Here is a 25,329-nt window from a genome sequence, read left to right as displayed (position 1 = left end):
CGGGTTCAGGGTGCCGATGCGGATCGGGGCTGAGCTCTTCAGTTGTGCGGGCCGGTTGTGCCGTGCCGGTCGAGCCGAAGGGCTCAGGCGGCGTGGACGGCGCCCTTGGCCACCCGGTCGACGAGGTGCTCGGTGTAGGCCGGGACCGTGAGGTACTCGGGGAACTCGTCGGTCAGGGCACTGGCACGGAAGATCTCGACTGCCTCGGCGAGGTGGTCAGCGGGCTGCTGCTCGAGGACGGCGAGCTCCTCACCGAGGTAGCGCTCGACGAGCTCACGGGTCACCTGCTGTCCGTTGTCGAGGGTCACCTCGTGGTGGATCCACTGCCAGATCTGCGAACGGGAGATCTCCGCGGTCGAGACGTCCTCGAGGAGGTTCTCGAGCGCGACGTTGCCGTTGCCGCCGAGCCACTCGTTGAGGTAGCCGATGGCGACGCGGATGTTGACCCGCACCCCCTCCTCGGTGACGATCGGCTCGAGACCGGTGATGTCGAGGAGATGCTCGGCGCACGCGCGGACGTCGGGTCGCAGGTTGTCCAACTGGTGCGGACGCTCACCGAGGGCGGCATCGTAGACGGCGAGCGCGGCGGGCACGAGGCCGGGGTCGGCCACCCACGTGCCGTCGAATCCCTGCCAGGCCTCCCGCGCCTTGTCCTCGCGCATCCGCGCGAACTCGGAGGCGACGAAGGCCTCGTCCGGGTGGTCGGTCATGAGGTTGCTCATCGTGCCGATCGCGTGGGCTCCGCGGCGGTGGCACGTCCACACGAGACGGTCGGTGAACGCCTTCATCAGCGGCAGCGCGTTCGTCAGGCGCTCCCGGTCGGGGAGGACGAACTCCGGGGAGTGGCGGAGGTTCTTGACGACGGAGAAGAGGTAGTCCCAGCCGGCGGCCTGGAGGCCGGCGCAGTGGTCGCGCAGCTCCCAGAGGATCTCCTCCATGTGGAACGCGGCGTCGATCGTCTCGATGTGGACGGTCGCGCGGATCGTGCCCTGGTCGATGCCGAGTGCGTCCTGGGCGAAGACGAAGATCTGGTTCCACAGGCGGGCCTCGAGCGAGGACTCGAGCTTCGGGAGGTTGAAGTACGGTCCCGATCCGGAGTCGATGAGCTGCTTCGCATTGTGGAAGAAGTAGAGGCCGAAGTCGACGAGCGCCCCGATCGCCGGCGACTGCTCGCCGCTCTCAGCGGTGACGATGAGGTGCTTCTCCGGCAGGTGCCAGCCGCGGGGGCGCATGCCGATCGTCGGCTGGTTGCGATTGCTCACCCCGGGCAGCCGATCGCGGATCGCGAGGTAGAGGGCGCGCTGACCGCCGATCATGTTCGCCCAGGTCGGGGACGTCGAGTCCTCGAAGTCCGCGAGCCACACCTTGGCCTGGGAGTTGAGCGCTGCGACGACCTCGGGTTCGGTCACCGGGCCGACGAGTTCGACGCGACGATCTTCGAGTCCCGGGGCGCTCGTCGACCCGGCGACCTGCCAGGTGCGGTCGGCGCGGACGGCGGCGTAGTCGGGGGTGAACCGGGGCAGCGTGCCGTCGTTCATCACGGCCGCACGGTTGTCGCGCTTGGCGAGCAGAGCGCCGAGGCGGTCACCGAACTTCTCGTGCAGGTCGGCGACGAAGTCGAGCGCGTCTGCGGTGAGGATCGTGTCGGAACCGGAGTCGAGAGGGGCGTTGATCGTGATGCGTGACATGGGACTTCTCCTCACTCGTCGTGAGTGCTGTGCGGGACTGATGAGATGGTGATGGTGCGGGGCTGGGGAAGTAGGAGGTGCCGGCGCGGATCGGCGGTGCAAACCCCGTGAAAACACCGTCGATCCGCGCCGAGTCTGTGGGCCGGATCGGCTCAGTGGAACTGGGCCTCTTCGGTCGACCCGGACAGGGCCAGCGTCGAGCCCTCCGGGTTGACAGCGGTCGAGACGAGGTCGAAGTAGCCGGTGCCGACCTCGCGCTGGTGCTTGGTGGCGGTGTAACCGCGGTCCTCGGCGGCGAACTCGCGCTCCTGCAGCTCGACGTAGGCCTTCATCTGCTCACGGGCGTAGCCGTGGGCGAGGTCGAACATCGAGTAGTTGAGGGCGTGGAAGCCGGCGAGGGTGATGAACTGGAACTTGTAGCCCATCGCACCGAGTTCGCGCTGGAACTTCGCGATCGTGTCGTCGTCGAGGTGCTTCTTCCAGTTGAACGACGGCGAGCAGTTGTACGCGAGCATCTGGTCCGGGTGCTCGGCGTGGATCGCCTCGGCGAACTGCTTCGCGATCTCGAGATCCGGCAGCGACGTCTCCATCCACAGCAGATCCGAGTACGGAGCGTACGCGTTGCCGCGGGCGATGCAGGCCTCGAGGCCGTTGCGGACCTTGTAGTAGCCCTCTGCGGTGCGCTCCCCGGTGAGGAAGGGCTTGTCGCGCTCGTCGACGTCGGTGGTGATGAGCGTCGCTGCGTCGGCATCGGTGCGGGCGATGATCACCGAGGGGACGTTCTCGACGTCGGCGGCCAGGCGGGCCGACTGGAGGGTGCGGATGTGCTGCGAGGTCGGGATGAGGACCTTGCCGCCGAGGTGGCCGCACTTCTTCTCGCTCGCGAGCTGATCCTCCCAGTGGACACCGGCCGCACCCGAGTTGATCATGCCCTTCATGAGCTCGAAGGCGTTGAGCGGGCCGCCGAAGCCGGCCTCGGCGTCGGCGACGATCGGGACCATCCAGTCCTCGACGGTCTGCACGCCTTCGGCATGCTCGATCTGGTCGGCGCGCATCAGGGCGTTGTTGATGCGGCGGACGACCGCGGGTACCGAGTTCGCCGGGTAGATCGACTGGTCCGGGTAGGTATGGCCGGAGAGGTTCGCGTCGGCGGCGACCTGCCAGCCGGAGAGGTAGATGGCCTTGAGCCCGGCCTTGACCTGCTGGACGGCCTGGTTGCCGGTGAGCGCGCCGAGGGCGTTGACGAAGTCGAGATCGTGGAGTTCCTCCCAGAGCTTCTCGGATCCGCGACGGGCCAGCGTGTGCTCCTCGATGACGGATCCGCGCAGCTTGACGACATCCTCGGGCGAGTACTCGCGGGCGACTCCCTGCCACCGGGGGTTGGTCGCCCAGTCGCGGCGGATCGCTTCGATGTCGTGCAGTTCGTTGGCGCTCATTCTTCTCACTCCTGATTGCTTGCCGAGGTGGTTCGTGTCATCCATCTTGGTGGGGCGGCAAGGGGTGCGACAGAGGAAAGTGGGAAGAATATTCTGCGCTTTTCCCGTTGGTGAAAATTCTCGGTTCTGTCATACTGGTCACACTCGCGCACCACCCGCCGATTCGACGCCTCGGAGGCCGTTGTGACAAGCACACAGACGCAGGGAACCGATCTCGACCAGCCCGTCGACAGCCTCAGCATCGGCAGAAGAATCCGATTTTTTCGCAAACAGGCGGGGATGACTCTGAGCGAGCTCGGGGAGAGGGTGGGGCGTGCGGCCTCGCAGATCTCGACGATCGAGAACGGCAAGCGAGAAACTTCTGTCACGCTCCTCGCCGCGATCGCCGCGGCGCTCGGCACCGAGGTCGCCGAGCTCATCGACCCGACTCCCGTCGACGGCCGGCAGGCGCTCGAGCTCGAGGCCGAACGCAATCAGGCCTCGCCGATGTACTCCTCGCTCGGCCTGCCGCAGGTGCGCATCAAGTCCCTGCCGCAGGATGCGCTCGAGGCGATCGTCGGTCTCCAGCGGCAGCTCGCCGAGGTGCTCACCCGCAGAGCTGCGACCCCGGAGGAGGCCCGGCGGGCCAACCGGGAGCTGCGGGAGATGATGCGCGAGAAGAACAACTACTTCGCCGATCTCGAGAAGCAGGCCGCCGAGCTGCTCAGCCTCGCCGGGTACGAATCGGGAACGGTGTCGCAGCGGGAGACGGCGACGATCGCCGAGAAGCTCGGCTTCAGCCTCCACTACGTCTCGGATCTGCCGAGTTCGACCCGGTCGATCTCCGACACGGCGAACCGCCGCATCTATCTCCCCAACGCCGATGCCGCGTTCGATCCGCGCACGCACCTGCTCACGAGCCTCGCCCCGCATGTGCTCGGCCATGATTCGCCGAAGGACTTCCATGAGTTCCTCCAGCAGCGCGTCGAGGCGAACTACCTCGCCGCAGCGGTGCTGCTGCCGGAGAGTGAGGCCGTGCCCGTGCTCACCGAGGCCAAGCGCAAGCGGCAGCTGTCCGTCGAATACCTCCGCGACATGTTCGGCGTCGGCTATGAGACCGCGGCGCACCGGTTCACCAATCTCGCGACCGAGCACCTCGACCTGCCCGTCCACTTCATGAAGGTCCACACCTCGGGGACGATCCACAAGGCGTACTCGAACGACGGGCTGCCGTTCCCGACCGATCCGCTCGGGGCGATCGAAGGGCAGTTCGCGTGCAAGCGCTTCACCTCGCGCACGGTGTTCCGCGTCGCCGACCGCTTCAGCCCGTACTACCAGTACACCGACACCCCGCAGGGCTCGTTCTGGTGCACCGCCCGGGTGCTGCCCGGCGGTGACTTCGCGATCAGCGTCGGCGTCCCCTTCGCCCACGTCAAGTGGTTCGAGGGCCGGGAGTCGCCGATCCGCTCGCAGTCGCGCTGCCCGGACCCCTCATGCTGCCGGACGGCCCCGGACGATCTTGCCGCGAAGTGGGAGGACAACTCGCTGCCGTCGGCGAAGATGCACGCCTCACTGCTCGCCGCCGTCCCGCCCGGTGCGGTCCCCGGCGTCGACGACACCGAGGTCTTCGAGTTCCTCGAACGCCACTCGGGCTGAGCCCCCTCAGCGCCCGGCTGCGGCCTGCGCGCGCTCGACGAGATCCTTGATCGGGCTCTGACCTGCAACTACACTGGCGGGCCCGAGCAGTCAGGAGGTTGAGCGGTGTCCTCGTCCGAGACAGGCGCGCTGCGGCGGTTCTTCACCAAACGGCCAGAACGCCCCGTCGACTTCGTCCTCACCTGGATCGGGATCTGCCTGGTTCCCGTCGTGGCGTGGCCGATCATCGGCATGCTGACGGGCAGCATGAGCGAAGGCTTCCAACGGGTCCTTCCCACGATGATCGGCGCGCCGATCGGTTCTGGGATCGCCCTCACCGCAATCTATGCCCTGCGGTCGACGAGCAAGCGCGATTCCGAGGGCTGAGCCGCCTCAGCGCCCGGTTGCAGCCTGCGCGCGCTCGACGATGTGCTCGGCGATCGCGAGCGCCATCGTCGCCCCCGACGCGGGAACGCTGCGGACCTGGGTGAGTCGGCCGCGGGTGGTCACGGTCAGTCCGGTGACGAGGTCGCCCTTGGCATCGATCGTCGCGGCGCGGATCCCGCGCGGTCCCGCCGTCATCTCCGCCGTGTCGAGATCGGGAGCGAAGCGCCTGATCCGCTCGACGAGCGCCGAGGTGCTCGTCGCCGACCGCACACCCTCGGCCGCGGAGCGCACATTGCGCTTCGCGAACTTCCAGAATCCGGAGAACCCGAAGGACGAGCCGAGGTCGCCGAAGTCGATGTCACGGGCCGACCCGGCATTGCGACCGAGCGCGATATGCGTGGTCGGGCCCAGCAGCAGCGCACCGTCGACGGTGCGCACGAGCATCGTCTCCTCGAGGGGATCATCCGGGTCGGGCACGGAGCCGATGATCCCGTGGACCGCCTCGGCGGCGGGCAGCACCAGCTGCGAATAGCTGCTGGCGAACGGCACGACCCGGGGTTCGGGGTCGAGGCCGGCCGCGGCGGCGAGCCGATCCGACTGGAGCCCGACGGCGACGAACACGAGGTCGAAGACCCCGGCGTCGAACTCCGCGGGCGGGGTCGGCCGGTTCCGGTCGACGGGTTTGGTGCCGGTCCATTCGTCGATCTTGTCCTCGGCGCTGCGGAACCAGTCCTTGTCCCCGAACCGGCGGTGCAGCTCTTCCCCGAGCCGGCCGCCGCGTCCGCCCCTGCCGGCCTCGACCTGCGGCTCTCCGTCGTCACCGCGATACGTGCGCGGCCGGTCGACGACCTGGTCGTCGTCGGTGTGAGGCCGTTCGCCGGGCATGGTCTCGAGGTCGGTCGAATAGCCGGTCTCGCTCGACTCAGAGCCGTCCTCGTCGTCGGTCGGGGCGTTGCGGGCGCGCACCCGCACCTCGTTGCTCATGACGTCGATGCCGGTGACCTCCGTGCCGAAGCGGAAGCGGCCCCCGGCCTCCCGGACGTCGGCGGCGAGCGCCTCGGCGAGGCTGCGATAGTCGGTGATCGCGGTATGGGGTGAGTAGAGGGCCTGCACGCCCCTGGCCTGCGGTTCGATCTCGCGCATCTCGGCTCGATCGACCACCCTCACCCCGGGCACGCCGGTCTTCTCGGCCCGGGTGAGCAGGTCCTCGAGGCGTTCGACCTCATCGGTGTCCTGGGCGATGACAAGCTGCCCGCACTCGCGCAGCGCGATCCCCTGCCCGGCGGCGTAGGGGATGAGGAGTTCGAGGCCGCGGCGGGCGAGCTTCGCCTCGAGCGTGCCCGGCGCCTCCGTCAGTCCCGCATGGACGATGCCCGCGGTGTGCCCGCTCTGGGCGGCCGCGACGCGGTCGGCGCGGTCGAGGACCGTCACCTCGGCGTCCGGGAACCGGCGGGTGATCTCACGGGCGAGAGCCACACCGATGATGCCTGCGCCGACGGCTGCCACTCGTGAAATACTCATACAGCCATCTTGGCACCGTCGAGACGATCAAGCGAGGTGATGACGACCGTGACCGCCCTGACCTGGCCCGGCAAAGAGGAGTCGTTCGCGCTCGGTCACCACCTGAGCCGCACGCCGGGGGCCGGGTTCACGGTTCCCGGCGGCCGCCTCGGCGCGGGACTGCCGGGGACGGATGAGCACAGCCTGCGCACCCACGTGCCCGACCCGCACGAGAACCTCCTCGTCGTCGGGGACAATCTGCCCGCGCTGCAGTCGCTGCTCGCCACGCATCGGGGCCGGGTCAAGGTCGTCTACATCGATCCGCCGTACAACACGGGCAACGCGCACGCGTACAAGGACGACGGCTACGATCACGGCAGCTGGCTCGACTTCATGGCTCCGCGGCTCATCCTCGCCCGGGAGCTCATGCGCGATGACGGCGTGCTCTACCTCCACCTCGACGATGGGGAGAGCGCGTGGGCGCAGCTGCTCGGGCACGAGGTCTTCGGGGAGGCGAATTCGCTCGGCACCCTCATCCACCAGCGTGCGAAGGGCGGCGGCAACTCCCCGTCGTTCGTCCGCGGGCACGACTACATCCACGTGTGGGGCCGGGACGCGCGCGCGGCCGGGGCGTTCCTCACGGAGAAGAAGGCCCCGGCGAAGGTCGAGGTCATCGACGGGCGGAAGATGCTCGTCGAGACCGATGTGCTGCGGGCGAGCTTCGGCCGGTATGCACGCGGGTCGGAGCGGCGGCTCATGTACGAGGACATCCGCGCGGTCAAGGGTGAGAGGAAGCTCGCCGAGGTGGACGCGAAGCTGGCCTCGGGCGAGTACATCCTCCGGCCCTGGGGTCCCGGCAAGCACGCGGTGGTGCGCGTGACGCCGTACGAGCTCGCGAGCTCGAAGCTCTACTCGATCATCAAGGCCCTCGGCGGGCAGAACGACCTCGAGGACCTCGGCCTGGGCGGGGTGTTCGGGTATCCGAAGCCCGTCGACCTCGTCAAGACGCTCATCACCGCGCAGACGTTCTTCGACCCCGAGGCGATCGTCCTCGACTTCTTCGCCGGCTCCGGGACGACAGCGCAGGCGGTCATGGAGGCCAACCTGCGCGACGAAGGACGACGGTCGTTCGTCCTCGTCCAGCTCCCGGAGAAGCTGCGCGGCAAGTGCGGCGGCCGCGGCGTGCGCGCGTCGGGCGAGGCGGGCGAGGGTGCGGGAGATCCCTCGGCGAAGACTGCGGGCTCCGGTGCCGGTGCTCCCGCGGGTGCCGGTGGCGGTGAGGCAGGCGAGGGTGCGGGCGCCAGCGATGCAGTGGCGGAGACCGCAGGCAACAGCGCACGCGCGGGCGGCTTCGCGACGATCAGCGACCTCACAGCCGAGCGCATCCGCCGCGCCGCCGACGAGCTCGCCCCCGGACTGACCTTCACCGAGGTCACCGTCGCCGATTCCTGACCTCTCGCCGCTTCTCGGACCGTTACTGAGCCACGTTGGGGGCTCTGCGCCAGGTTGAGGGTGGCACTGAGAGATCTGCGCCAGATCGAGGGTGGAATCGGCGCGAGAATCGCCATGGACGTGGCGCACAATCGCTGTGGAGGTGGCGCAGATGCCTTCGTCCTCAGCCCCTCGTCCCCACACCCGCCTCACGAGCGCCCCAGTCCCTCCATCCCAGAGTTCAGGTCGCAGAGTGTCGATTCGAAGCGCTGCCATCGACACTCTGCGTCCTCGGTTTCAGCGAAATCAGTGAGCGGGTGCACCGAGGCGGCTCTTTCCCGCCCTGGCGCGGCCACTCTCCCGCTCCGAGGCGGCCGCTCACTCGCGCTGCGAATCTCTCAACAGGTCTTCCCAGGCTCTCGCCGCGCTGACAGAATGCTTGTACGGTCACATCAGGCCCTCCACCAGCGAAGTCAGGGGTGATGCAGTGCCCACATACGTCTACCGCTGCGATGCGTGCGGCGACACCGAGCAGACCTTCCCCATGCTCGAGAAGCCGTCGACGATCGCCTGCCCCCGCTGCGCTGGGACGGCACGGTCGGTGGTGAGTTCGCCCCACCTCGGCGCGGGGAACACCACGGCCCACCGACTCCTCGATGCGACCGCGGCCACCGCAGACGCCCCTCCCATCGTCGATCGTCTGCCCGGTTCACCACGCGCTCCGAGGCGGGTGAGCCGAGATCCTCGGCACCAGACCCTCCCGCGCGCCTGACACCGCTCGCCGCTCGTCACTGCACAGCCGTCCTGCACCGCCCAGCTGCTCCATCAGCACCGTCCTGCTCCGCCGCCCGTCACTGTCGACTCCACGCAAAGGACACGCCATGCCAGACGTCATCTTTCCCCTCGACTCGACCAAGCCGTTCACCGACCAGAAGATCACCGGCCATAACCGCTGGCACCCGGACATTCCCGCGGCCGTCCACGTCAAGCCCGGGGAATCGTTCCGGCTCGACTGCCGGGAATGGTTCGACGGGTTCATCAAGAACGACGACAGCGCCGATGACGTCCGCGATGCGCCGGTCGACATCGTCCACGCCCTCTCCGGACCGGTCGGCGTCGAAGGGGCGAAGCCCGGTGACCTCCTCATCGTCGACATCCTCGACGTCGGACCGATCCCGCAGGAGGAGGGTCCTCTCGCCGGGCAGGGCTGGGGGTACACGGGGATCTTCGCGAAGGAGAACGGCGGCTCGTTCCTCGTCGAGCAGTTCCCCGATGCCTACAAGGCCTGCTGGGACTTCTCCGGCGGCACGGCGACATCGCGCCACGTCCCGCACGTGTCCTTCACCGGAATCGTCCACCCCGGCCTCATGGGCACGGCCCCGAGCGCCGATCTGCTGGGGACATGGAACACCCGTGAAGCCGCGCTCATCGCCACCGACCCCGATCGGGAACCGCCGCTGGCCCTGCCGCCCGAGCCCAACGGCGCGATCCTCGGGTCGCTGACCGGGGAGGACTTCGACCGGGTCGCCGGCGAGGGCGCCCGCACGGCCCCGCCTCGGGAGAACGGCGGCAACCAGGACATCAAGAACCTTACGAAGGGCACCCGGGTGTTCTATCCGGTCTTCGTCGACGGCGCGAACTTCTCCGTCGGCGACCTCCACTTCAGTCAGGGCGACGGGGAGATCACGTTCTGCGGCGCCATCGAGATGGGCGGGTTCATCGACCTGCGCGTCGACCTCATCAAGGGCGGCATGGATACCTACGGGGTGAGCGAGAACGCGATCTTCCAGCCCGGCAACTCCGACCCGCAGTACTCGGAGTGGCTGGCGTTCTCCGGCACCTCGGTCACCCTCGACGGCGAACAGCGCTACCTCGACTCGCAGCTGGCGTACCAGCGGGCCTGCCTCCATGCGATCGACTACCTCACGAAGTTCGGCTACAGCCCCGAGCAGGCGTATCTGCTGCTCGGCGCCGCCCCGATCGAGGGTCGGTTCTCCGGGGTCGTCGACATCCCGAACTCATGCGCCACGGTCTACCTGCCCACCGCGATCTTCGACTTCGACGTCACACCGAACTCCGACGGCCCCGTGCAGATCGACCCGGGCATCGGCGCCGCGCGCACCACCCCGTGAGAGTCAGCGCGTGGAGTCGGCGCGAGACGCACCGCGACCGCATCCGGACACCCCAGCGTGGATCCAGGGTGCGGTCGTAGTCTCGGGAGGACAGACACTCATCGCCGACCCCACGGAGGAGCAGATATGTCCGTCGTCGCCATCAACACCCTCACGGTTCCCGAGAACGCCGGCCCGGAACTCGAGAAGCGCTTCGCCGCCCGCAAGCACTCCGTCGACGGCGCGCCCGGCTTCGAGGGCTTCCAGCTGCTGCGTCCCACGGCCGGCGGCGACCGCTACTTCGTCTACACGCAGTGGGCGACGAAGGAGGACTTCGAGAACTGGAAGGCCAACCGCTCCTCGGCCCACGAGTCGAACGGCCAGGCGCCCGTCTCGAGCGCGGCCGAGCTCCTCGAATTCGAGGTCGTCGACCTCGGCGACTGACACCACACTTCACCTCTGACTGAGCTGACGAACGGCGCCGCTCGTCAGCTCAGTCCTGCGCCGAGGCGGTTGCGATGCCGGCGATCTCGCGATCGAGGATGCCGTAGGCCGCCTCCGGGGTCCGCACCTCGAGCATGACGTCCTGAGCCAGACCCTTCGCGAGCGCTACGAGCCGCACCGCCGCCTCGGTGGCCGGCTCAGCGCCCACAGCGACCTGGCCGGCCTCGCTCCCCCGCGCGAGCACCCGCGCCACCCGCCGGGCCGCCGCCTCCGCCGTCCGCCGATCGTTGTCGACGACGATCTCGGCGATGAGCGGGTCGCCCACGGCCTTCGCGACATACGTGAACCACACCGACGCCCCCACCCGCATCGCCTCACCAGCGGGGATGAAGGCGCGCACGAACGTTCGCAGGGCATCGACCGGGTCGGCCCCGGCGACATCCCCGGCCTCCTCCATCTCTCCCGAGCCGTCCCCGGCCTCGTCAACGAGCTCAGCCTCGTCGTCGATCTCGGCCCCGGCGACGAGCTGCCGGCACCCCTCGAGGACGAGCGCCTCACGCGACGGGAAGTAGTGCTGGACGCGACCGATCGAGATCCCCGCGGCATCGGCGACGGCCCTGAAGGTCACCGCATCGATCCCCCGGGTGTAGATGACGAGCCACAGCGCGTGGACGATCTCGGTGCGGCGGGCGGCATGGTCGACGATCTTCGGCATTCCGCCACTTTACAATACGATCAACTTGCATCACTATTGCGATATGAACATATTGCAAAACGACGATGCGGGTGTCAGCGTCCGCGGTCTGACGAAGCGCTTCGGGACGGCGACCGCCGTCGACGATCTCAGCTTCGACGTCATGCCCGGCCACGTCACCGGCTTCCTCGGCCCCAACGGCGCCGGGAAGTCGACGACCCTTCAGATGATCCTCGGGCTGACGGCTCCCGACGCAGGGACCGCGCTCGTCGCCGGCGCACCCTTGCGCGATCACCCCAACCCCGCCGCCGTCGCCGGCTCGCTGCTCGGCACCGAACGCCTCCTGCCCGGCCTCACCGTCGACGCGCACCTCGAGTGGGCGGCCCGGCTCTCGGGCCTGACCGGCGACGAGCGCACGACGAGAATCGCCGCCGTCCTCGCCGAGGTGGGGCTCGAGTCCGCAGCGACCCGTCGCATCTCCGCGCTCTCGCTCGGCATGCGCCAGCGCCTCGGCCTCGCCGCCGCGATCCTCACCGACCCGCAGGTGCTCCTCCTCGACGAACCGCTCAACGGCCTCGACCCCGAGGGGATCACGTGGATGCGGACGTTCCTCAAGCGCTTCGCCGCCTCGGGGCGCACCGTCCTCTTCTCCAGCCACCTGCTCACCGAGATGGCGCTCACAGCCGACCACGTCGTCATCATCCGCGCAGGTCGCCTCGTGGCCGACCTCCCGCTCGCCGACCTCGTCTCCCACGCACAGGCCGGGGTGGTCGTCCGCGGTCCCGATCTCTCTGCCCTGCTGGCCAGCCAAGCGGCGGCGGGCCGACCGAGCACGCCGACTCCGGACGGAACCGGCGCGGTCATCGCCGACGCCGAACCGCGCGAGATCTTCCGCGACAGCGTCCGCCTCGGCGTCGACCTCGATGAGCTCCGCCTCGACGAACCCGGCCTCGAAGAGGTCTTCCTCCGTCTCACCACCACCCGGAAGGCACGCTGAATGTCGACAACCCCTCAAGCCCGCGCCGCATCGGCAGAATGGGCGAAGCTGCAGTCCCTGCGCGCCCCGCGCATGCTCGGCGGCACGGCCGTCGTGCTCGCTGCGGTCTCCGCCGCCGCCTTCATCCTCAGCTTCCCCGTCACGCAGGGAACCGCGCTCGACCGCGCCCCGCTGACCGATGTCCTCACCGCCAGCGTGCTCGGCGTCGATGTCGCGGCGATCGTCCTCGTCGTCTTCGCCGCATGGTTCGTCGGCATCGAGTTCCGCACCGGCGCGATCACCGAGGCGCTCCTGCGTCTGCCGCGCCGCTCCGCGGTCATCACCGCCAAGGCCCTCGTCATCGCCGCAGTCACCGTGCTCACCGCGGTGATCGCGGCACTTGCCCTCACCGTCGTCGCCGTCGCCCTCGCGGCCACGCTGACCGGGACGAGCTGGTCGGAGGCCCTGACTGCGGCCGTCTCACCCGAGCATCTCCGGCTGCTCCTCGGCAGCGCGCTCATGCCCGTGGTCTTCGCTCTGCTCGCCGCGTTCGCCGCCTTCGCCTTCGGGTCGATGGCGGCGGGCGTCCTCGGCGCGCTCGGCCTCATCGTCGCCTCGATGCTCGCCGGCTGGCTGCCGGCCGGCGCTGCCGCGGTCGTTGCGCCCGTGCTGCCCCTGGCCGCCGTCCACACGATCAGCGGTGCCGCCGAGGCGGGGTCGACGGAGTTCCTCGGCATCGTCCCAGCGGTGATCGTCCTCGCGGCGTGGGTTGTCCTCGGCTGGGTCCTCGCCGCGTGGCGGCTGCGGCGACGGGACTTCTGACTGCCGCACCGGAGCGGCTCCGCCCCACGCGAGGCACCGGCCTCAGCCCACGCCAAGTCTCAGTTGTCCGTATCCTTGTCGAGTTCGCTGAACCGCTCGACCTCACGGGGGTGGCCGGCGATGAGGATCTCGTCGTCGGCGTAGAGGGTCATGTCGCGGTCGGCGATGTCCCACTGCCTGCTGCCGGCCCGTTTGACCGCGACGATCGTCACCCCGTACGTGGCCCGGACGCCGAGGCTCGCGAGCGGCACATCGGCGACGCGCACCGGCGGGGTCGTGCGGGCGAGGACGAAGTCGTCGTCGATGGGCAGGAAGTCGGAGATGTGGCCGCGGATGAGGTGCGCGAGCCGGCGCCCCATGTCGTTCTCGGGCCGGATGACGTTCTTGATCCCGAGCTGGTGGAGGATCTCGCCGTGGGTCTCGCTGATCGCCTTGGCCCAGATGTGCTGGCAGCCGATCTTGAGGATGCGGGAGGCGGCGAGGATGCTCGCCTCGAGGTCGCTGCCGATCGCGATGACGACCCGGCTGACCTCGTCGATGCCGAGCTGACGGAGGACCACCTCGTCGGTGGCATCGGCTCGCGTCGCGAACGCGAGCCTGTCCGCGTATTCGGCGACGACCGCCTCGTCGTTGTCGATGCCGATGACGTCGACTCCGTGCTTGGCGAGCTCGAGCGCGAGCGAGCCGCCGAAGCGACCGAGGCCGATGACGGCGACCGCCCCGGCTTCGGCCATCGGCTCGGAGTCGCCGGCGAAGAAGGCGGCGGAGCGGGCCAGCCAGGTCTTCTCATTCATTGCGGTGTCCTTTCCTTGCGATGCGGACGTGTGTCAGTGGGGGCGAGCGCGATCAGCCGATGAGCGGGCGCTCCTTCGGCAGTTCGTAGCGGATGGGGCGGTTGCGCAGGGCCAGCGCCGAGGCGACGGTGACGGGCCCGAGGCGGCCGAAGATCATCGTGACGATGAGGACGGCCTGGCTGAACGGCGGCAGCTGTGCGGTGATCCCGGTCGACAGGCCGACGGTGCCGAACGCCGAGACGACCTCGAAGAGGATCCGGTCGAACCCGAGCTCCTGCGCATCGAGCATGATCGCCATCGTCGAGACGACGATGAGGCCGAGACCGAGGACGATGACGGTGGTGGCCTGGCGGTGGACAGAGCGGGAGACCCGACGGCCGAAGAGGTTGACGGCGCGACCGCCGCTGATCTCCGTCCACGTCATCGCCGCGAGCACGACGAAGGTCGTGATCTTCACACCGCCCGCGGTGCCGGCGGGGCCGCCGCCGATGAACATGAGGATGTCCATCCCGAACCACGTCGCCGGGTGCATCTGCCCGATGTCGATGGTGTTGAAGCCCGCCGTGCGGGTGATCGTCGACTGGAAGGCCGCGGCCTGGATCTTGCCCCACCAGTCGAGGGGGCCGAGCGTGCCGGGATTGTTCCATTCGATCGCGCCGATGAAGATCGTGCCGGAGATGAGCAGGATCGGGGTGACGACGACGACGGCGCGCGTCGTCATGCTCCACGTCAGCGGGAAGCGGTACTTGCGGAAGAGCTCGATGAGCACGGGGTAGCCCAGGCCGCCGAGGATGACGGACAGGGCGATGGGACCGGTGATGAACGGATCGGCCACGTAGGCCATGAGGTTGTCGCGGTTGAGGCCGAAGCCGGCGTTGTTGAACGCGGAGACGGCGTGGAAGATCGCACTCCACACGGCCTCGCCGTTCGCCTCCCCGTAGAAGAACCGCAGCCGGAGGTAGAGGAGGACGGCGACGACGAACTCGGTGCTCAGCGTCAGCGCGGTGATGCGCAGCACCATCGGCATGACACCGCCGATGTCGGAGCTCTTCGTCTCCGAGGCCACCGACTGCCGCAGCTTGAGTCCCGCGCGCCCGGCGATGACGAGGGCGAGCAGCGTGGTGAGGAGGATGACGCCGAGCCCACCGGCCTGGATGAGGATGAGGATGACGAGCTGGCCGAAGAAGGTGAAGTCCTGCCCGGTGTCGAGGACGACGAGGCCGGTGACGCTGAGCGCCGAGGTGGCCGTGAAGAGTCCGGACAGCAGGGAGATCCCGCCCGGCGCCACGGTCGCGGCGGGGGTCATGAGGAGACCGGCCCCGACGATCAGCGCGGACAGGTATCCCGTGACCACTCGGACGATCGCATTTCGATGTGTGCTGTGCACAGAGGAAATCTAGCACCCGCCTCGGCGGACGTGGGAAATCCCTGTCATACCGCCGGGTAAACGCTCCCTGTGCTGTTACTGTGCAGATACCCACGGGATCGGCACTGCTGCCGGCCACCTCGGTGGGGCATGGACCGACGGATGAGGAAGGCGAGTCATGAGCACTCAGCACACAGAGACCGAGGACCGGGGGCACGGCTTCGTCAAGGCGCTGGGCACGGTGGATGCGCTGTTCATCGGATTCGGGGCGATGATCGGGTTCGGCTGGGTCGTCCTCACCGGCGAATGGCTGACCGGGGCGGGCACCCTGGGGGCGATCCTCGCGTTCGCCGTCGGCGGCATCATCATGTGCTTCGTCGGCACCGTCTACTCCGAACTCGTCGCCGCGATGCCCCATGCCGGCGGCGAGCACAACTACCTCATCCGGGCGATGGGACCGAAGATCTCGCTGTTCGGGTCGTGGGCGATCACCGGCGGCTACATCAGCGTCGTCATGTTCGAGGCCGTCGCCGTCCCGCGGACCGCGCTCTACCTCTTCCCCGACCTCGAGTACATCAAGCTGTGGACGATCGCCGGCACCGACGTCTACCTCACGTGGGCGCTCATCGGCACGGTCACGGCGATCGTCATCGCGTGGATCAACATCCGCGGCGTCCGCCTGGCCTCCCTCGTCCAGACGTTCGTCGTCTCGTTCCTCATCATCGTCGCCCTCCTCCTGCTCACCGGCGGCATCGTCGGCGGGGATCCGGCGAACACGGAACCGCTGTTCACCGGCGGGGCGGCCGGCTTCATCGGCGTCGTCGCCGTCGTCCCGTTCCTCTTCGTCGGCTTCGACGTCATCCCCCAGTCGGCCGAGGAGATCAAGCTGCCGGCGGCGAAGATCGGCAAGCTCGTCGTCATCTCGGTGCTCATGGCGATCGTCTTCTACATCGTCATCATCTGGATGACGTCGCTGGCGATCCCCGCCTCCGAGCTGACCGCCCACGACCTCGTCACCGCCGACGCGCTCTCGGCGATGTTCGGCTCCCCGGTCTGGGGCCAGATCGTCATCGCCGGCGGCCTGGCAGGCATCATCACCTCGTGGAATGCGTTCCTCATGGGCTCCTCGCGACTGATGTGGGCGATGGCCGTGGCGGGGATGATCCCCGCCTGGTTCGGCCGGCTCCACCCGAAGTACCGGACCCCGGTCAACGCGATCATCTTCATCGGCGTCCTCTCCGCCCTCGCCCCGTTCCTCGGGGCGGCGGCGCTGGGCTGGATCGTCGACGCCGGCTCCCCGGCGATCGTCATCGCCTACTTCCTCGTCAGCCTCGCCTTCATCGTGCTGCGGCGGAACGAACCGGACATGGCCCGCCCCCTGCGCATCGGCGGGCGCGGCAGCGGCGGCATGGTCATCGGGGTGATCTCGGCGATCCTCACCCTCGTCCTCTTCGTCCTCTACCTGCCGATCACCCCGTTCTCCGCGCAGCTGGCCTGGCAGTCGTGGGTGATGTTCGCCGCGTGGCTCATCGTCGGCGTCTTCTACATGTTCCGTCTGCCCGGTGGGGTCAAGGCCGGGCCCGACGCCGAGGCGGAGCTGCTGTCCAAGGTCAAGGCGCGGATGCGGCGGTGACCCCGTTCGCCCGGACGATGCGCCGGCTCAACGACCGGTTCCCGTGGAGCCACAACGACCACTTCCACCCGTGGATCGTTGCCGGTCTGCCTGCCCGCAGGCGCGGTGCGATCGAGGTCGGCTGCGGCCAGGGCGCGCTCCTGGCCCGACTGGCCGGGGAGTTCCGGCACGTCCACGGCACCGACACCTCGGCGGCGATGCGCGCTGATTCGCTCCGGCGCTGCGCCGGCCTGGGCAATGTCACCATCGATGTCGCCCAGCTGCGCGACCTCGATCCCGGGATAGAAGCTCATGGCACCGAAGCTCCTGGGACAGAACCGGAGCCGATCGATCTCATCACGATGGTCGCCGCGCTCCATCACCTCGATGTCGAGGAGACCTTCGCTCAGGCGGGCCGTCTCCTCTCCCCCGGCGGTCGGCTCCTCATCGTCGGCCTCGCCCTCTCGGCGACTCCCCGGGACTACCTCTGGGAGGGGATCTCGGTCGTGACGAACCCGCTCATCGGGATGGTCAAGAACGCCCCACCTCGGCGAGAGGGCGAGCGGGGCGGCGGGCCGGACGTGGACCCACCCAGGTCCGCGGGTCCGCGCGACCCGTTCCCGGTGACGGATCCGACGATGACGTTCGATGAGATCGCCGAGGCGGCCCGCCGTCACCTGCCGGGCGCGCGGTTCCGGCACAGGGTCGGGTTCAGGTACACGCTCGAGTGGACCAAGCCGGGGCGGTGAGCGCCACAGTCATGTGGGCAGGACCGTCGACTTCGCGAACCGGTCGATGACGTCATTTCAGCTACTGTGCTTCGGCAGCGCCCCGAGCTTCATCGACAAGTTCAACGAGTAGAGGGACCAGCGCGGGGATATCGGTCGTCGATGCTCGCCACACGATCTCGTAATCGATGTTCCCGTACTCGTGAGCGATGATGTTCCGCATTCCGATGATCTTCTCGAGTCCCGGCACCCTCTCTGACGTCTCCCTGTCGTCCCTCCGCAGCCGATTCAGAGCCTCTCCGAGAATCTCCAGCTGACGCTCGATCGCCGACCGGAGGACAAGGTCGGAGTTGAACTCGGTCTCGGTCCTGCCGTCGACGAAGTCCCTCACATTCGTGGCCGAGTCCGCCGCATCCCACAGGTGCGCCCCTGCCTCAGGCCGCATAGACGTCCTGTGCATTGGCGAAAGCGGATGCCCTGAAGAATGGATTCCTCACAGAACGCTCGACTACGAGGTCGACTCGTCTGCCGACGATTCTCTCCAGCTCGAACTTCAGATCGAAGTAGTCATGGTAGACGTTCTCACGCCCGGGTTGAAAGACCACAAGGAAGTCGACATCGCTCGTTTCGCGATCGAACTTCTCGGTGGCATACGAGCCGAACACCCGAAGCCGTTTCACGCCGTAGCGCTCACACGCACGACGAATCGCCTCGATATCCAGTCGGTCGGCGGGCTTCATACCAACAGTCTGGCAGATCTGGCACGACTCGGCGAGAGATTCGGTGTTCGTCCCGCCGCTGAGGGCCGCACCGGTCTCACACGGCGGCGAGGGGGAAGCGAATGCTCATCAGCGTGCCGCCCGCGGCCGGCCAGTCAGCGACGATGCGCGTTCCGTGGGCCGCCGCGATCTGCTGGGCGACGGCGAGGCCGAGCCCCGAGCCGGTCTGCCCTCCGCTGTCCGGGGCGCGATAGAAGCGGTCGAAGATCCGCTCGCGGTGCTCAACGGAGACGCCGGGACCCTCGTCCCTGATCCGGAGCATCACACTGTCCGCCGAGTCGGCTGCGGCCGCGTGCCCGTCGGGTCCGCAGAGCACGCCCGTGACGTCGACGGCCCCCGGGGAGTACTTGAGGGCGTTGGCGACGAGGTTGCCCGCCAAGCGCCCGAGATCCGGCTCGCTGCCGACGATGACGACCTCGGGAACGTCGACGCGGATCGTGCGCTCCGGCCAGGCCGCGCGCAGTGAGGTCACTGCCGACTCCACGACGGCGTCGAGGCGCAGGGGCTCGACGAAGGGATCGGGTTCGGCACCGCGCGCCAGGTCGAGCACATCGGAGACGAGACCGGACATCTCGTCGATCGCCTCGTGAAGGTTCGCTTCGGCCGACTCGCGGCGGCGCTGATCGAGCTGCGGGTTCGTCGCCAACTGGGCGTTGGCCTTGATCGCGGTCAGCGGCGTCCGCAATTCGTGGGACGCGTCGGCGACGAGCTGCCGCTGGGCCTGCAGCGAGGTGTCGAGCGCGGCCACCATGGAATCGAAGGACCGTCCGAGCTGAGCCAGCTCGTCGGTGCCCGGCATATTCAGCCGCAGCTCGGTGTCCCGGCTCTCCGCGATCGCCTCGGCGGTCGAGGTCACCGACCGCAGATCCCGCAGCAGCGCGCGCGACACCAGCGCACCGATGAGCAGGCTGGCGAGCACGCTCGCTCCGCCGAGGGCGAGGAACAGCCACCGTGTGCGCTGCAGCGAGGTCTCCACGCTGTCGGCCCGGTAGGCGACGGTGACGGTGCCGGACCGATCCGCCAGCGGTGCGGTGTAGAGGCGGTAGTGCGCACCGGCGATCGTCTCGGTGTGGAACTCCGGAGGCGCCTCGCCGCTGGCGATCGCGGCGCGGTCGTCGGGGAGGACGAGACCGCCGGGCGGGACCGGGTCACCGGTGACGGCGACCTCGGTGCACGCGGGTGCGCCCAACCACCGGCAGTCCGTCGTCGTCGGGATCTCCTCACCCTGCCGCTGTTCGAGCACGACGGCATTCGCCGACCGCACGAGCGTGAGGTCGAGGCTCCGATAGCTCTCCCGGGAGACGAGCCAGTACGCGCCCAGCAGGGCGAGGACGAGCAGCAGGCCGATGACCGCGGCGACGGTGAGGGTGAGAGCGCGCGTCAGCCCCAGGCGCCGGCGCAGGGGGACCCTCATGCGCGCACCCCCAGCCGGTAGCCCAGTCCCTGGACCGTCTGGATGAGCGGTTCGTCCCCGTCGGCGTTGAGCTTGCGCCGCAGGTAGCCGATGTAGACGGTCAGCGAATTCGATCCCGGGTCGAAGGTGCGGTCCCAGACCTCCTCGGCGATCTGCGCGCGGGTGAAGACCCGGTCGGGGGCGGTGATGAGGAGCCGGAGGATGGCCGCCTCGGTGGCGGTGAAGTCGATCCGCCGACCTCCCCGCTGACCGGTCCGCTCACCGGGATCGAACTCGAGATCGCCGAATCGCAGCTGCGCGGCGGCCGGATCGTCGACGCGGCGCAGCAGGGCGCGCAGGCGAGCGAGCAGCTCCTCCATGTCGAAGGGCTTCGTGAGGTAGTCATCCGCCCCGGCATCGAGACCGTCGACGCGGTCGCGGACGCTCGTGCGGGCGGTGAGCATGAGAATCGGCAGCCGGTCCCCCGCCGCGCGCAGCGCCCTGGCGACGGCGAGCCCGGACAGACCCGGCATCGAGACGTCGAGGACCAGAGCATCGACGTCGTGCTCGGCCATGAGGACGAGCGCGTCCTCCCCGCTGCCGGCGCTCAGCGTCTCATGCCCGGCGAGTGCCACCGCTGCGGAGACGGCCTCGACGATCCGGGGCTCGTCATCGACGATCGCAATTCTCATGCACCCCATCGTAGGACCGGCCGCATCCGCTGCTCTTATATCCGTCTTATGTCCCCTTCCCACCATTGAGGGCATGAGCATCCTCAGCAGCGCCCGGCACGACGGGCACATCAGCACCTCGAGCGCGGACCGCCCCCGGACCATCGCGATCGCCGCAGGCGGAACCGGCGGACACATCTATCCCGGGCTGGCCGTCGCCGACGAACTCCGGGCACGCGGTCATCACGTCATCTTCTTCGGCAGCGACGACCGGATGGAGAACCGCATCGTCCCCGCGCGGGGCTATCACCTCGAAACCTCGCGCATCCACGGTCTCACCGGTCCGCGTTCGGCCCTCACCCTGCCGGGGACGCTGTCCGCGGCGGTCATGCGCAGCGCTCGCGCCCTGCGCCGCGCCGGGGTCGAGGCGGTCCTCGGAACCGGAGGCTACCCGTCGATGCCGGCGCTCATCGCCGCACGGCTGCTCGGACTGCCGGCCCTCGTCCACGAATCGAACTGCGTGCCCGGCCTCGCCAATCGCACCGCAGCCCGCCTCGGCGCCGAGGTGGCGGTGAGCAGCACCGCCGCCGCCCGGGGGTTCGCCGCCGTGTCGCGCACAGCGGGGCAGCGGGCGGCGGCGATCACCGGAATGCCGATCGATCCGGCGCTCGTCGGCCTCGACCGCCGGTCGCTGCGCACCCGCGCGCGGAAGCAGCTGGGGGTGCCCGAATCCGGCGTCCTCGTGCTCGTCTCCGGCGGCAGCCTCGGCGCACAGGCCGTCAACGACGCCGCACTCGAGCTCGGAGTCGCCCGGAACGGCGACCCGGGGATCCACTTCCTCATCAAGACCGGCGCCGCAGCCGCCAGGGACGTCGACTCCACCGCGGTGACGACGGTCGACTACCTCTCCCGCATGGACCTCGCGTATGCCGCCGCCGATCTCATCGTCGCCCGCGCAGGCGCCTCGACCGTCGCGGAGCTCGAGCATCTCGGACTTCCCGCGGTCCTCGTGCCGCTGACCACCTCGGCGGGCGGACATCAGCAGGCCAATGCCGACCACCTGCGGTCGCAGGGCCTCGCCGACGTCATCGCCGAGGACGAGCTCAGCCCCTCCCGCCTCGACGCGGCGATCACCGACCTCCTCGCCCGGACCGGAGAACTCCGGAACAGGGACCGCGGCGAGGCGGCCGGGGGCACCGCCGACTCGATCCACGCGAGGGCGGCGGCCACCCTGGCCGATTCGCTCCTCGCGCTCCTTCCCGCCCCGCGGCGCTGAGCTCTGCGCCGCCCCACCCCTTCCCACCCCGCACCATCGATCACGAATCAGAACAGGACTCATCATGGACACCAGCTTCTTCTCCTCCCGCCGCGTCGTCGTCACCGGCGGCGAGGGATTCATCGGCTCCCACCTCGTCGAATCGCTCCTCAGCGCCGGAGCGGACGTCACCGTCTTCGCCCACTACAAGCCCTACGGCGAGAACGGCCACATCGCCCATCTCCTCGATGACGTCCGACTCGTCGGCGGCGACATCCGGGACGCCGATCAGGTCTCGCGCGTCGTGGCCGGGGCGGACACGGTCTTCCACCTCGCCGCCCTCATCGGCATTCCGTACAGCTACGTCGCCCCCGACTCCTACCTGCAGACCAATATCGCCGGGACCCGCAATGTCGCCGAGGCGGTCCGCCGTCACGATGTCCGCCGCCTCGTGCACACGTCGACGAGCGAGGTCTACGGGTCCGCGATCACCGTGCCCATCAGCGAGGACCATCCGCTGCAGCCGCAGTCACCGTACTCGGCGTCGAAGATCGGCGCCGACATGATGGCGATGTCGTACTTCCACAGCTTCGAGACCCCCGTCTCCGTCTGCCGACCGTTCAACACCTACGGTCCCCGGCAGAGCGCCCGCGCCGTCATCCCGGCGATCCTCGGGCAGATCCATGCCGGAGCCCGCACCCTGCGCATCGGCTCCACGACGCCGACGAGGGACTTCACCTATGCCACGGACACCGCGGCCGGCTTCATGGCGATCGCCGCCGCGGACGCGGCCATCGGTCGCACCCTCAACCTCGGGACCGGACACGAGATCTCCGTCGGCGACCTCATCACCCGTCTGGTCGAGATCTCCGGCGCCGAGGTGGCCCTTGAGCAGGACGCAGAGCGCATCCGTCCCGCCGGCAGCGAAGTCGACCGTCTGCTCTCCGACAATTCGCTGGCCCGCGAGCTCACCGGGTGGGCTCCGACGACGAGCCTGCGTGACGGGCTGGAGAGGACCTGGGAATGGGTCCAGCGCCAGCCCGTCAAACCGCTCGGCTATGAGCGCTGACCAGCCCCGACCATCACCGCGAAAGGACGAGACCATGTCAGACCATCGCCCACCGTCACACCGTTCACCCCGCCGTTCGTCATCGCGCCGGCTGCGCTGGACGCGGAGGACGGCGATCATCGGCGGGGCGCTGATCCTGCTGCTGGCAGGGAGCGCCGTGATCGCCCTCAACCGGGTCGAGGAGAGGATCCGGACCGAGCCGCTGCTGACGAGTTCGCTCGCCGAAGAGGACGGGCCCGGGCTGAATATCCTCGTCCTCGGTTCCGACTCGCGGGAACTGACCACAGAGCGCTACGGGAAGGACGACGGGGCCCAGCGCAGCGATTCGATGCTCCTCGTTCACCTCTCGCAGGACGATTCGCGGATCTCCGCCGTGCAGATTCCCCGCGACACCCTCGTCGAGGCCCCGCAGTGCACCGGCCGAGCGTCCGGCACGACGATGATGATCAATTCGGCGCTCAACGCCGGACCGGCGTGTTCGGTGCAGGCGGCCGAAGAGCTCACCGGGGTGCCGATCCAGCACTTCGCGCTCGTCGACTTCGACGGCTTCGCCTCCGTCATCGACGCGATCGGCGGTCTGCCCGTCCGCCTCGACGCGCCGATGAAGGACACCGCGGCCGACCTCGACCTGCCGGCGGGAGACCAGGTCCTCGACGGCAGGCAGGCCCTGGCCTGGGCGCGGGCCAGGCACTCGATCGGCGACGGTTCGGACATCTCCCGCCTGTCCCACCAGCAGGAGGTCATCGCCGCCATCGTCGACCGGGTCAGGGAGCAGAACCTCCTCACCCGCCCGGACCGGGTCCTCGACCTCGCCGATTCCGCTGCCGAGGCACTCACGGTCGACAGCGACCTGGGCACGTCAGCGGCCCTGGCGTCGGTCTTCACCCGCCTCGCGCAGGTCGATGCGAACCGGATCACGGTCGTGACGATGCCGTGGCAGCCCGCCCCTGAGGATCCCAACCGCGTGGTGCCCTCTCCCGAGGCCGCGACGCTGTTCGCCGACATCAGGAAGGACGTTCCGGTCACGGGCTGAGGCAGGTCACGGGCTGAGTGACGCCGCGGTCTGAGGACCGGCCCACAGGTCGAGAGCCCGCCTGTCGGACGTGCGAACGCGGCCACCGGCTTCTCGCACAGTGACCGCGCCCGGATCGGTGGGACAGCCTGCCGGACTGTCCGGGAGCGCCGGCTCAGATCGCGGCGTCGAGTCCCCTGACCTTGAGGCGTTCACGCTGGTTGGGGTTGACGCTCGGACGGAACGGCATCTCGACCACCTCGGCGCGCACCGGCACTCCGGGAGTGTCCGCATACGGTTCGGGCAGGTGCACCCAGAATTCGGTGCCCAGCTCCGCCTTGCCGACGGGCACGTGAGCCATCGCGATGTTCGACTCGAGCTCCGGCGAGTACCACGGCGAGGTCACGTAGCCGACGGGATCGGACTCGGGATCCTCGCTGACGAGCCAGAAGTCCGGGGCGTAGTCCGTGATCGGATTGCCGCCGAGGACGAGTCCGACGAGCTGCGTCCGATACGGCGGGTCGCCCGCCTCGATCTGCTCGCGGACCTCTTCGAGCCGTGCCTTGCCGATGTAGTCGGCTTCCTTCTTCCGCGGCACCTGATAGCCGAGGTTGACCTGGAACGGCAGGGTCTCGAAGTCCATGTCCTGGCCCCACGAGAGGATGCCCGCGGCGATCCGCCGGTGGTGGCTCGGGGCGACGACGCGGAGGTTGTAGGGCACGCCCGCGGCGAGCACAGCGTTCCACATGTCCTCGGCGTACTTCGTCGCGTCCTTGAGGTAGATCTCGTACCCCTTCTCCCCGGTGAATCCCGTCTGGGAGATGATGACGTCGTGGCCGCCGACCTGGGCTTCCATGAGGCCGTAGCTCGGGAGGTCGCGCCCCTCGTCGCCGACGAGATCGGCGATGACGTCGACTGACTTCGGGCCCTGGACCTGCACGGGCGCGACGTCGATCTCCTGGATCGTGACGTCGAACTTCTTCCCGACGTTGACGCCCTGGAGCCAGAGCATGAGATCGGTGTCGGAGAGGCTGAACCAGAACTCGTCGATCGCCACCCGGAGGAGGATCGGGTCGTTGAGGATGCCGCCCTGCTCGTTGCAGAGGATGACGTAGCGGGCCCGCATCACCGGGATCTTCGTCGCGTCACGGGTGATGACGTAGTTGACGAACGCCTCGGCGTCGGGGCCCTTGACCTGGATCTGCCGTTCGACGGCGACGTTCCACAGGGTGACGTCGTTGACGAGGGGCTGGTACTCGGCCATCATCCCGCCGTCCTCACGGGAGATGTAGCCGCGCGGGTGGTACATGCGGTTGTAGATCGATGCCCGCCAGCACCCCTGCTCCATCGACAGCTCCCAGTACGGGGACTTCCGCACGCGGGTGTCGATGAGCATCTCCACTGGGGTCGGGCCGGACTGCCTCAGGTTGATCGGGACGCCTCTGTCGCTCTGATCAACGGTTGGAACATTGTTGTCCATGGGTTTCCCCCTGCTTCCACAGTTTTATATTATGGAACTCAACTCCCATATTATGGGTGATTTGAGT

Annotated in this window: 24 protein-coding genes; 13 read left to right on the top strand and 11 right to left on the bottom strand. The window is 68.8% G+C overall.

Annotation, left to right across the window (positions count from 1 at the left end; genetic code table 11):
* Positions 1–83: 83 nt before the first annotated feature.
* Together ABD154_RS07310 and aceA are read right to left on the bottom strand one after the other, a co-directional pair.
* A complete protein-coding gene (locus ABD154_RS07310) occupies positions 84–1,688 on the bottom strand; it encodes a malate synthase (RefSeq protein WP_198500364.1) in 1,605 nt (534 codons plus the stop codon).
* Positions 1,689–1,840: 152 nt separating this feature from the next.
* Positions 1,841–3,124 carry an isocitrate lyase gene (aceA, locus tag ABD154_RS07305; protein WP_198500363.1) on the bottom strand — a complete coding sequence of 428 codons (1,284 nt, stop codon included), beginning with the start codon at positions 3,122–3,124 and terminating at the stop codon, positions 1,841–1,843.
* Between the two features lie 183 nt (positions 3,125–3,307).
* Between aceA and ABD154_RS07300 the strand changes: the two genes are divergently transcribed.
* Together ABD154_RS07300 and ABD154_RS07295 are read left to right on the top strand one after the other, a co-directional pair.
* Positions 3,308–4,759: a helix-turn-helix transcriptional regulator gene (locus ABD154_RS07300; RefSeq protein WP_198500362.1), complete on the top strand. Its 1,452-nt coding sequence runs from the start codon at positions 3,308–3,310 to the stop codon at positions 4,757–4,759.
* Between the two features lie 105 nt (positions 4,760–4,864).
* Positions 4,865–5,125, top strand: coding sequence for a hypothetical protein (locus ABD154_RS07295; RefSeq protein ID WP_198500361.1), 261 nt, complete (start codon positions 4,865–4,867; stop codon positions 5,123–5,125).
* Between the two features lie 6 nt (positions 5,126–5,131).
* On the opposite strand, the gene ABD154_RS07290 is transcribed toward ABD154_RS07295, so the two are convergent.
* Entirely contained in the window at positions 5,132–6,646 is a 1,515-nt protein-coding gene (locus tag ABD154_RS07290; protein ID WP_232623815.1) for an FAD-dependent oxidoreductase, read from the bottom strand.
* Positions 6,647–6,685: 39 nt separating this feature from the next.
* Between ABD154_RS07290 and ABD154_RS07285 the strand changes: the two genes are divergently transcribed.
* The 4 genes from ABD154_RS07285 to ABD154_RS07275 all read left to right on the top strand — a co-directional run bounded on the left by ABD154_RS07285 (position 6,686) and on the right by ABD154_RS07275 (position 10,611).
* Positions 6,686–8,077, top strand: coding sequence for a site-specific DNA-methyltransferase (locus tag ABD154_RS07285; protein WP_344250840.1), 1,392 nt, complete (start codon positions 6,686–6,688; stop codon positions 8,075–8,077).
* 466 nt (positions 8,078–8,543) lie between these two features.
* Positions 8,544–8,828, top strand: a complete 285-nt coding sequence (locus ABD154_RS17950) for an FmdB family zinc ribbon protein (RefSeq protein WP_198500360.1) — start codon at positions 8,544–8,546, stop codon at positions 8,826–8,828.
* Between the two features lie 109 nt (positions 8,829–8,937).
* The gene (fmdA, locus tag ABD154_RS07280) at positions 8,938–10,188 is read left to right on the top strand and encodes a formamidase (protein WP_198500359.1); all 1,251 of its coding nucleotides are present in this window, start codon (positions 8,938–8,940) and stop codon (positions 10,186–10,188) included.
* 126 nt (positions 10,189–10,314) lie between these two features.
* Positions 10,315–10,611, top strand: a complete 297-nt coding sequence (locus tag ABD154_RS07275) for an antibiotic biosynthesis monooxygenase family protein (RefSeq protein WP_198500358.1) — start codon at positions 10,315–10,317, stop codon at positions 10,609–10,611.
* Between the two features lie 49 nt (positions 10,612–10,660).
* On the opposite strand, the gene ABD154_RS07270 is transcribed toward ABD154_RS07275, so the two are convergent.
* A complete protein-coding gene (locus tag ABD154_RS07270; RefSeq protein ID WP_344250838.1) occupies positions 10,661–11,326 on the bottom strand; it encodes a TetR/AcrR family transcriptional regulator in 666 nt (221 codons plus the stop codon).
* Positions 11,327–11,369: 43 nt separating this feature from the next.
* Here ABD154_RS07270 and ABD154_RS07265 point away from each other — a divergent pair, with 43 nt between their 5' ends.
* Positions 11,370–12,302 carry an ABC transporter ATP-binding protein gene (locus ABD154_RS07265; protein WP_198500356.1) on the top strand — a complete coding sequence of 311 codons (933 nt, stop codon included), beginning with the start codon at positions 11,370–11,372 and terminating at the stop codon, positions 12,300–12,302.
* Positions 12,303–13,103, top strand: coding sequence for a hypothetical protein (locus ABD154_RS07260; RefSeq protein WP_198500355.1), 801 nt, complete (start codon positions 12,303–12,305; stop codon positions 13,101–13,103).
* A 59-nt stretch (positions 13,104–13,162) separates the two neighbouring features.
* Here ABD154_RS07260 and ABD154_RS07255 read toward each other — a convergent pair whose 3' ends face one another.
* Together ABD154_RS07255 and ABD154_RS07250 are read right to left on the bottom strand one after the other, a co-directional pair.
* A complete protein-coding gene (locus tag ABD154_RS07255) occupies positions 13,163–13,897 on the bottom strand; it encodes a potassium channel family protein (RefSeq protein ID WP_198500354.1) in 735 nt (244 codons plus the stop codon).
* A 52-nt stretch (positions 13,898–13,949) separates the two neighbouring features.
* Entirely contained in the window at positions 13,950–15,251 is a 1,302-nt protein-coding gene (locus ABD154_RS07250) for a TrkH family potassium uptake protein (protein ID WP_344250834.1), read from the bottom strand.
* Between the two features lie 190 nt (positions 15,252–15,441).
* On the opposite strand from ABD154_RS07250, the gene ABD154_RS07245 reads away from it, so the two are divergent.
* Positions 15,442–16,896: an APC family permease gene (locus tag ABD154_RS07245; protein WP_198500353.1), complete on the top strand. Its 1,455-nt coding sequence runs from the start codon at positions 15,442–15,444 to the stop codon at positions 16,894–16,896.
* Positions 16,893–17,624, top strand: coding sequence for a class I SAM-dependent methyltransferase (locus tag ABD154_RS07240; protein ID WP_344250832.1), 732 nt, complete (start codon positions 16,893–16,895; stop codon positions 17,622–17,624). Before ABD154_RS07245 ends, ABD154_RS07240 begins: the two co-directional genes overlap by 4 nt.
* 61 nt (positions 17,625–17,685) lie before the next feature.
* Here ABD154_RS07240 and ABD154_RS07235 read toward each other — a convergent pair whose 3' ends face one another.
* From ABD154_RS07235 to ABD154_RS07220, 4 genes are all read right to left on the bottom strand, one after another.
* Positions 17,686–17,994, bottom strand: a complete 309-nt coding sequence (locus tag ABD154_RS07235) for a HepT-like ribonuclease domain-containing protein (protein ID WP_211978316.1) — start codon at positions 17,992–17,994, stop codon at positions 17,686–17,688.
* Positions 17,995–18,037: 43 nt separating this feature from the next.
* Positions 18,038–18,343, bottom strand: a complete 306-nt coding sequence (locus ABD154_RS07230) for a nucleotidyltransferase family protein (RefSeq protein ID WP_211978317.1) — start codon at positions 18,341–18,343, stop codon at positions 18,038–18,040.
* A gap of 76 nt (positions 18,344–18,419) precedes the next feature.
* Positions 18,420–19,796, bottom strand: coding sequence for a sensor histidine kinase (locus tag ABD154_RS07225; protein WP_211978318.1), 1,377 nt, complete (start codon positions 19,794–19,796; stop codon positions 18,420–18,422).
* A complete protein-coding gene (locus tag ABD154_RS07220; protein WP_211978319.1) occupies positions 19,793–20,467 on the bottom strand; it encodes a response regulator transcription factor in 675 nt (224 codons plus the stop codon). Before ABD154_RS07220 ends, ABD154_RS07225 begins: the two co-directional genes overlap by 4 nt.
* 73 nt (positions 20,468–20,540) lie before the next feature.
* On the opposite strand from ABD154_RS07220, the gene ABD154_RS07215 reads away from it, so the two are divergent.
* The 3 genes from ABD154_RS07215 (at position 20,541) to ABD154_RS07205 (ending at position 23,803) form a co-directional block, all read left to right on the top strand.
* A complete protein-coding gene (locus ABD154_RS07215) occupies positions 20,541–21,722 on the top strand; it encodes a UDP-N-acetylglucosamine--N-acetylmuramyl-(pentapeptide) pyrophosphoryl-undecaprenol N-acetylglucosamine transferase (RefSeq protein WP_211978320.1) in 1,182 nt (393 codons plus the stop codon).
* 64 nt (positions 21,723–21,786) lie between these two features.
* A complete protein-coding gene (locus tag ABD154_RS07210) occupies positions 21,787–22,770 on the top strand; it encodes an SDR family NAD(P)-dependent oxidoreductase (RefSeq protein WP_211978321.1) in 984 nt (327 codons plus the stop codon).
* Between the two features lie 34 nt (positions 22,771–22,804).
* Positions 22,805–23,803: an LCP family protein gene (locus tag ABD154_RS07205; protein WP_211978322.1), complete on the top strand. Its 999-nt coding sequence runs from the start codon at positions 22,805–22,807 to the stop codon at positions 23,801–23,803.
* Positions 23,804–23,957: 154 nt separating this feature from the next.
* Here the strand turns inward: ABD154_RS07205 and ABD154_RS07200 are convergent, their stop codons facing one another.
* The gene (locus ABD154_RS07200; RefSeq protein ID WP_198500351.1) at positions 23,958–25,178 is read right to left on the bottom strand and encodes a glycine cleavage T C-terminal barrel domain-containing protein; all 1,221 of its coding nucleotides are present in this window, start codon (positions 25,176–25,178) and stop codon (positions 23,958–23,960) included.
* Positions 25,179–25,329: the final 151 nt, after the last annotated feature.

Origin of the sequence: Brevibacterium sanguinis (genome assembly GCF_039528855.1) — a bacterium.
GTDB lineage: Bacteria > Actinomycetota > Actinomycetes > Actinomycetales > Brevibacteriaceae > Brevibacterium > Brevibacterium sanguinis.
Note: the sequence above shows the minus strand (reverse complement) of the source record. Positions and strands in the feature narration are given on the sequence as shown.

Coding starts and splice junctions, on each gene's coding strand:
- ABD154_RS07270 (WP_344250838.1), bottom strand. CDS start 11,326: ATGCCGAAGATCGTCGACCATGCCGCCCGCCGCACCGAGATCGTCCAC.
- ABD154_RS07290 (WP_232623815.1), bottom strand. CDS start 6,646: ATGAGTATTTCACGAGTGGCAGCCGTCGGCGCAGGCATCATCGGTGTG.
- ABD154_RS07205 (WP_211978322.1), top strand. CDS start 22,805: ATGTCAGACCATCGCCCACCGTCACACCGTTCACCCCGCCGTTCGTCA.
- aceA (WP_198500363.1), bottom strand. CDS start 3,124: ATGAGCGCCAACGAACTGCACGACATCGAAGCGATCCGCCGCGACTGG.
- ABD154_RS07245 (WP_198500353.1), top strand. CDS start 15,442: ATGAGCACTCAGCACACAGAGACCGAGGACCGGGGGCACGGCTTCGTC.
- ABD154_RS07200 (WP_198500351.1), bottom strand. CDS start 25,178: ATGCTCATCGACACCCGCGTGCGGAAGTCCCCGTACTGGGAGCTGTCG.
- ABD154_RS07285 (WP_344250840.1), top strand. CDS start 6,686: ATGACGACCGTGACCGCCCTGACCTGGCCCGGCAAAGAGGAGTCGTTC.
- fmdA (WP_198500359.1), top strand. CDS start 8,938: ATGCCAGACGTCATCTTTCCCCTCGACTCGACCAAGCCGTTCACCGAC.
- ABD154_RS07230 (WP_211978317.1), bottom strand. CDS start 18,343: ATGAAGCCCGCCGACCGACTGGATATCGAGGCGATTCGTCGTGCGTGT.
- ABD154_RS07225 (WP_211978318.1), bottom strand. CDS start 19,796: ATGAGGGTCCCCCTGCGCCGGCGCCTGGGGCTGACGCGCGCTCTCACC.
- ABD154_RS07255 (WP_198500354.1), bottom strand. CDS start 13,897: ATGAATGAGAAGACCTGGCTGGCCCGCTCCGCCGCCTTCTTCGCCGGC.
- ABD154_RS07260 (WP_198500355.1), top strand. CDS start 12,303: ATGTCGACAACCCCTCAAGCCCGCGCCGCATCGGCAGAATGGGCGAAG.
- ABD154_RS07310 (WP_198500364.1), bottom strand. CDS start 1,688: ATGTCACGCATCACGATCAACGCCCCTCTCGACTCCGGTTCCGACACG.
- ABD154_RS07215 (WP_211978320.1), top strand. CDS start 20,541: ATGAGCATCCTCAGCAGCGCCCGGCACGACGGGCACATCAGCACCTCG.
- ABD154_RS07220 (WP_211978319.1), bottom strand. CDS start 20,467: ATGAGAATTGCGATCGTCGATGACGAGCCCCGGATCGTCGAGGCCGTC.
- ABD154_RS07265 (WP_198500356.1), top strand. CDS start 11,370: ATGAACATATTGCAAAACGACGATGCGGGTGTCAGCGTCCGCGGTCTG.
- ABD154_RS07275 (WP_198500358.1), top strand. CDS start 10,315: ATGTCCGTCGTCGCCATCAACACCCTCACGGTTCCCGAGAACGCCGGC.
- ABD154_RS07210 (WP_211978321.1), top strand. CDS start 21,787: ATGGACACCAGCTTCTTCTCCTCCCGCCGCGTCGTCGTCACCGGCGGC.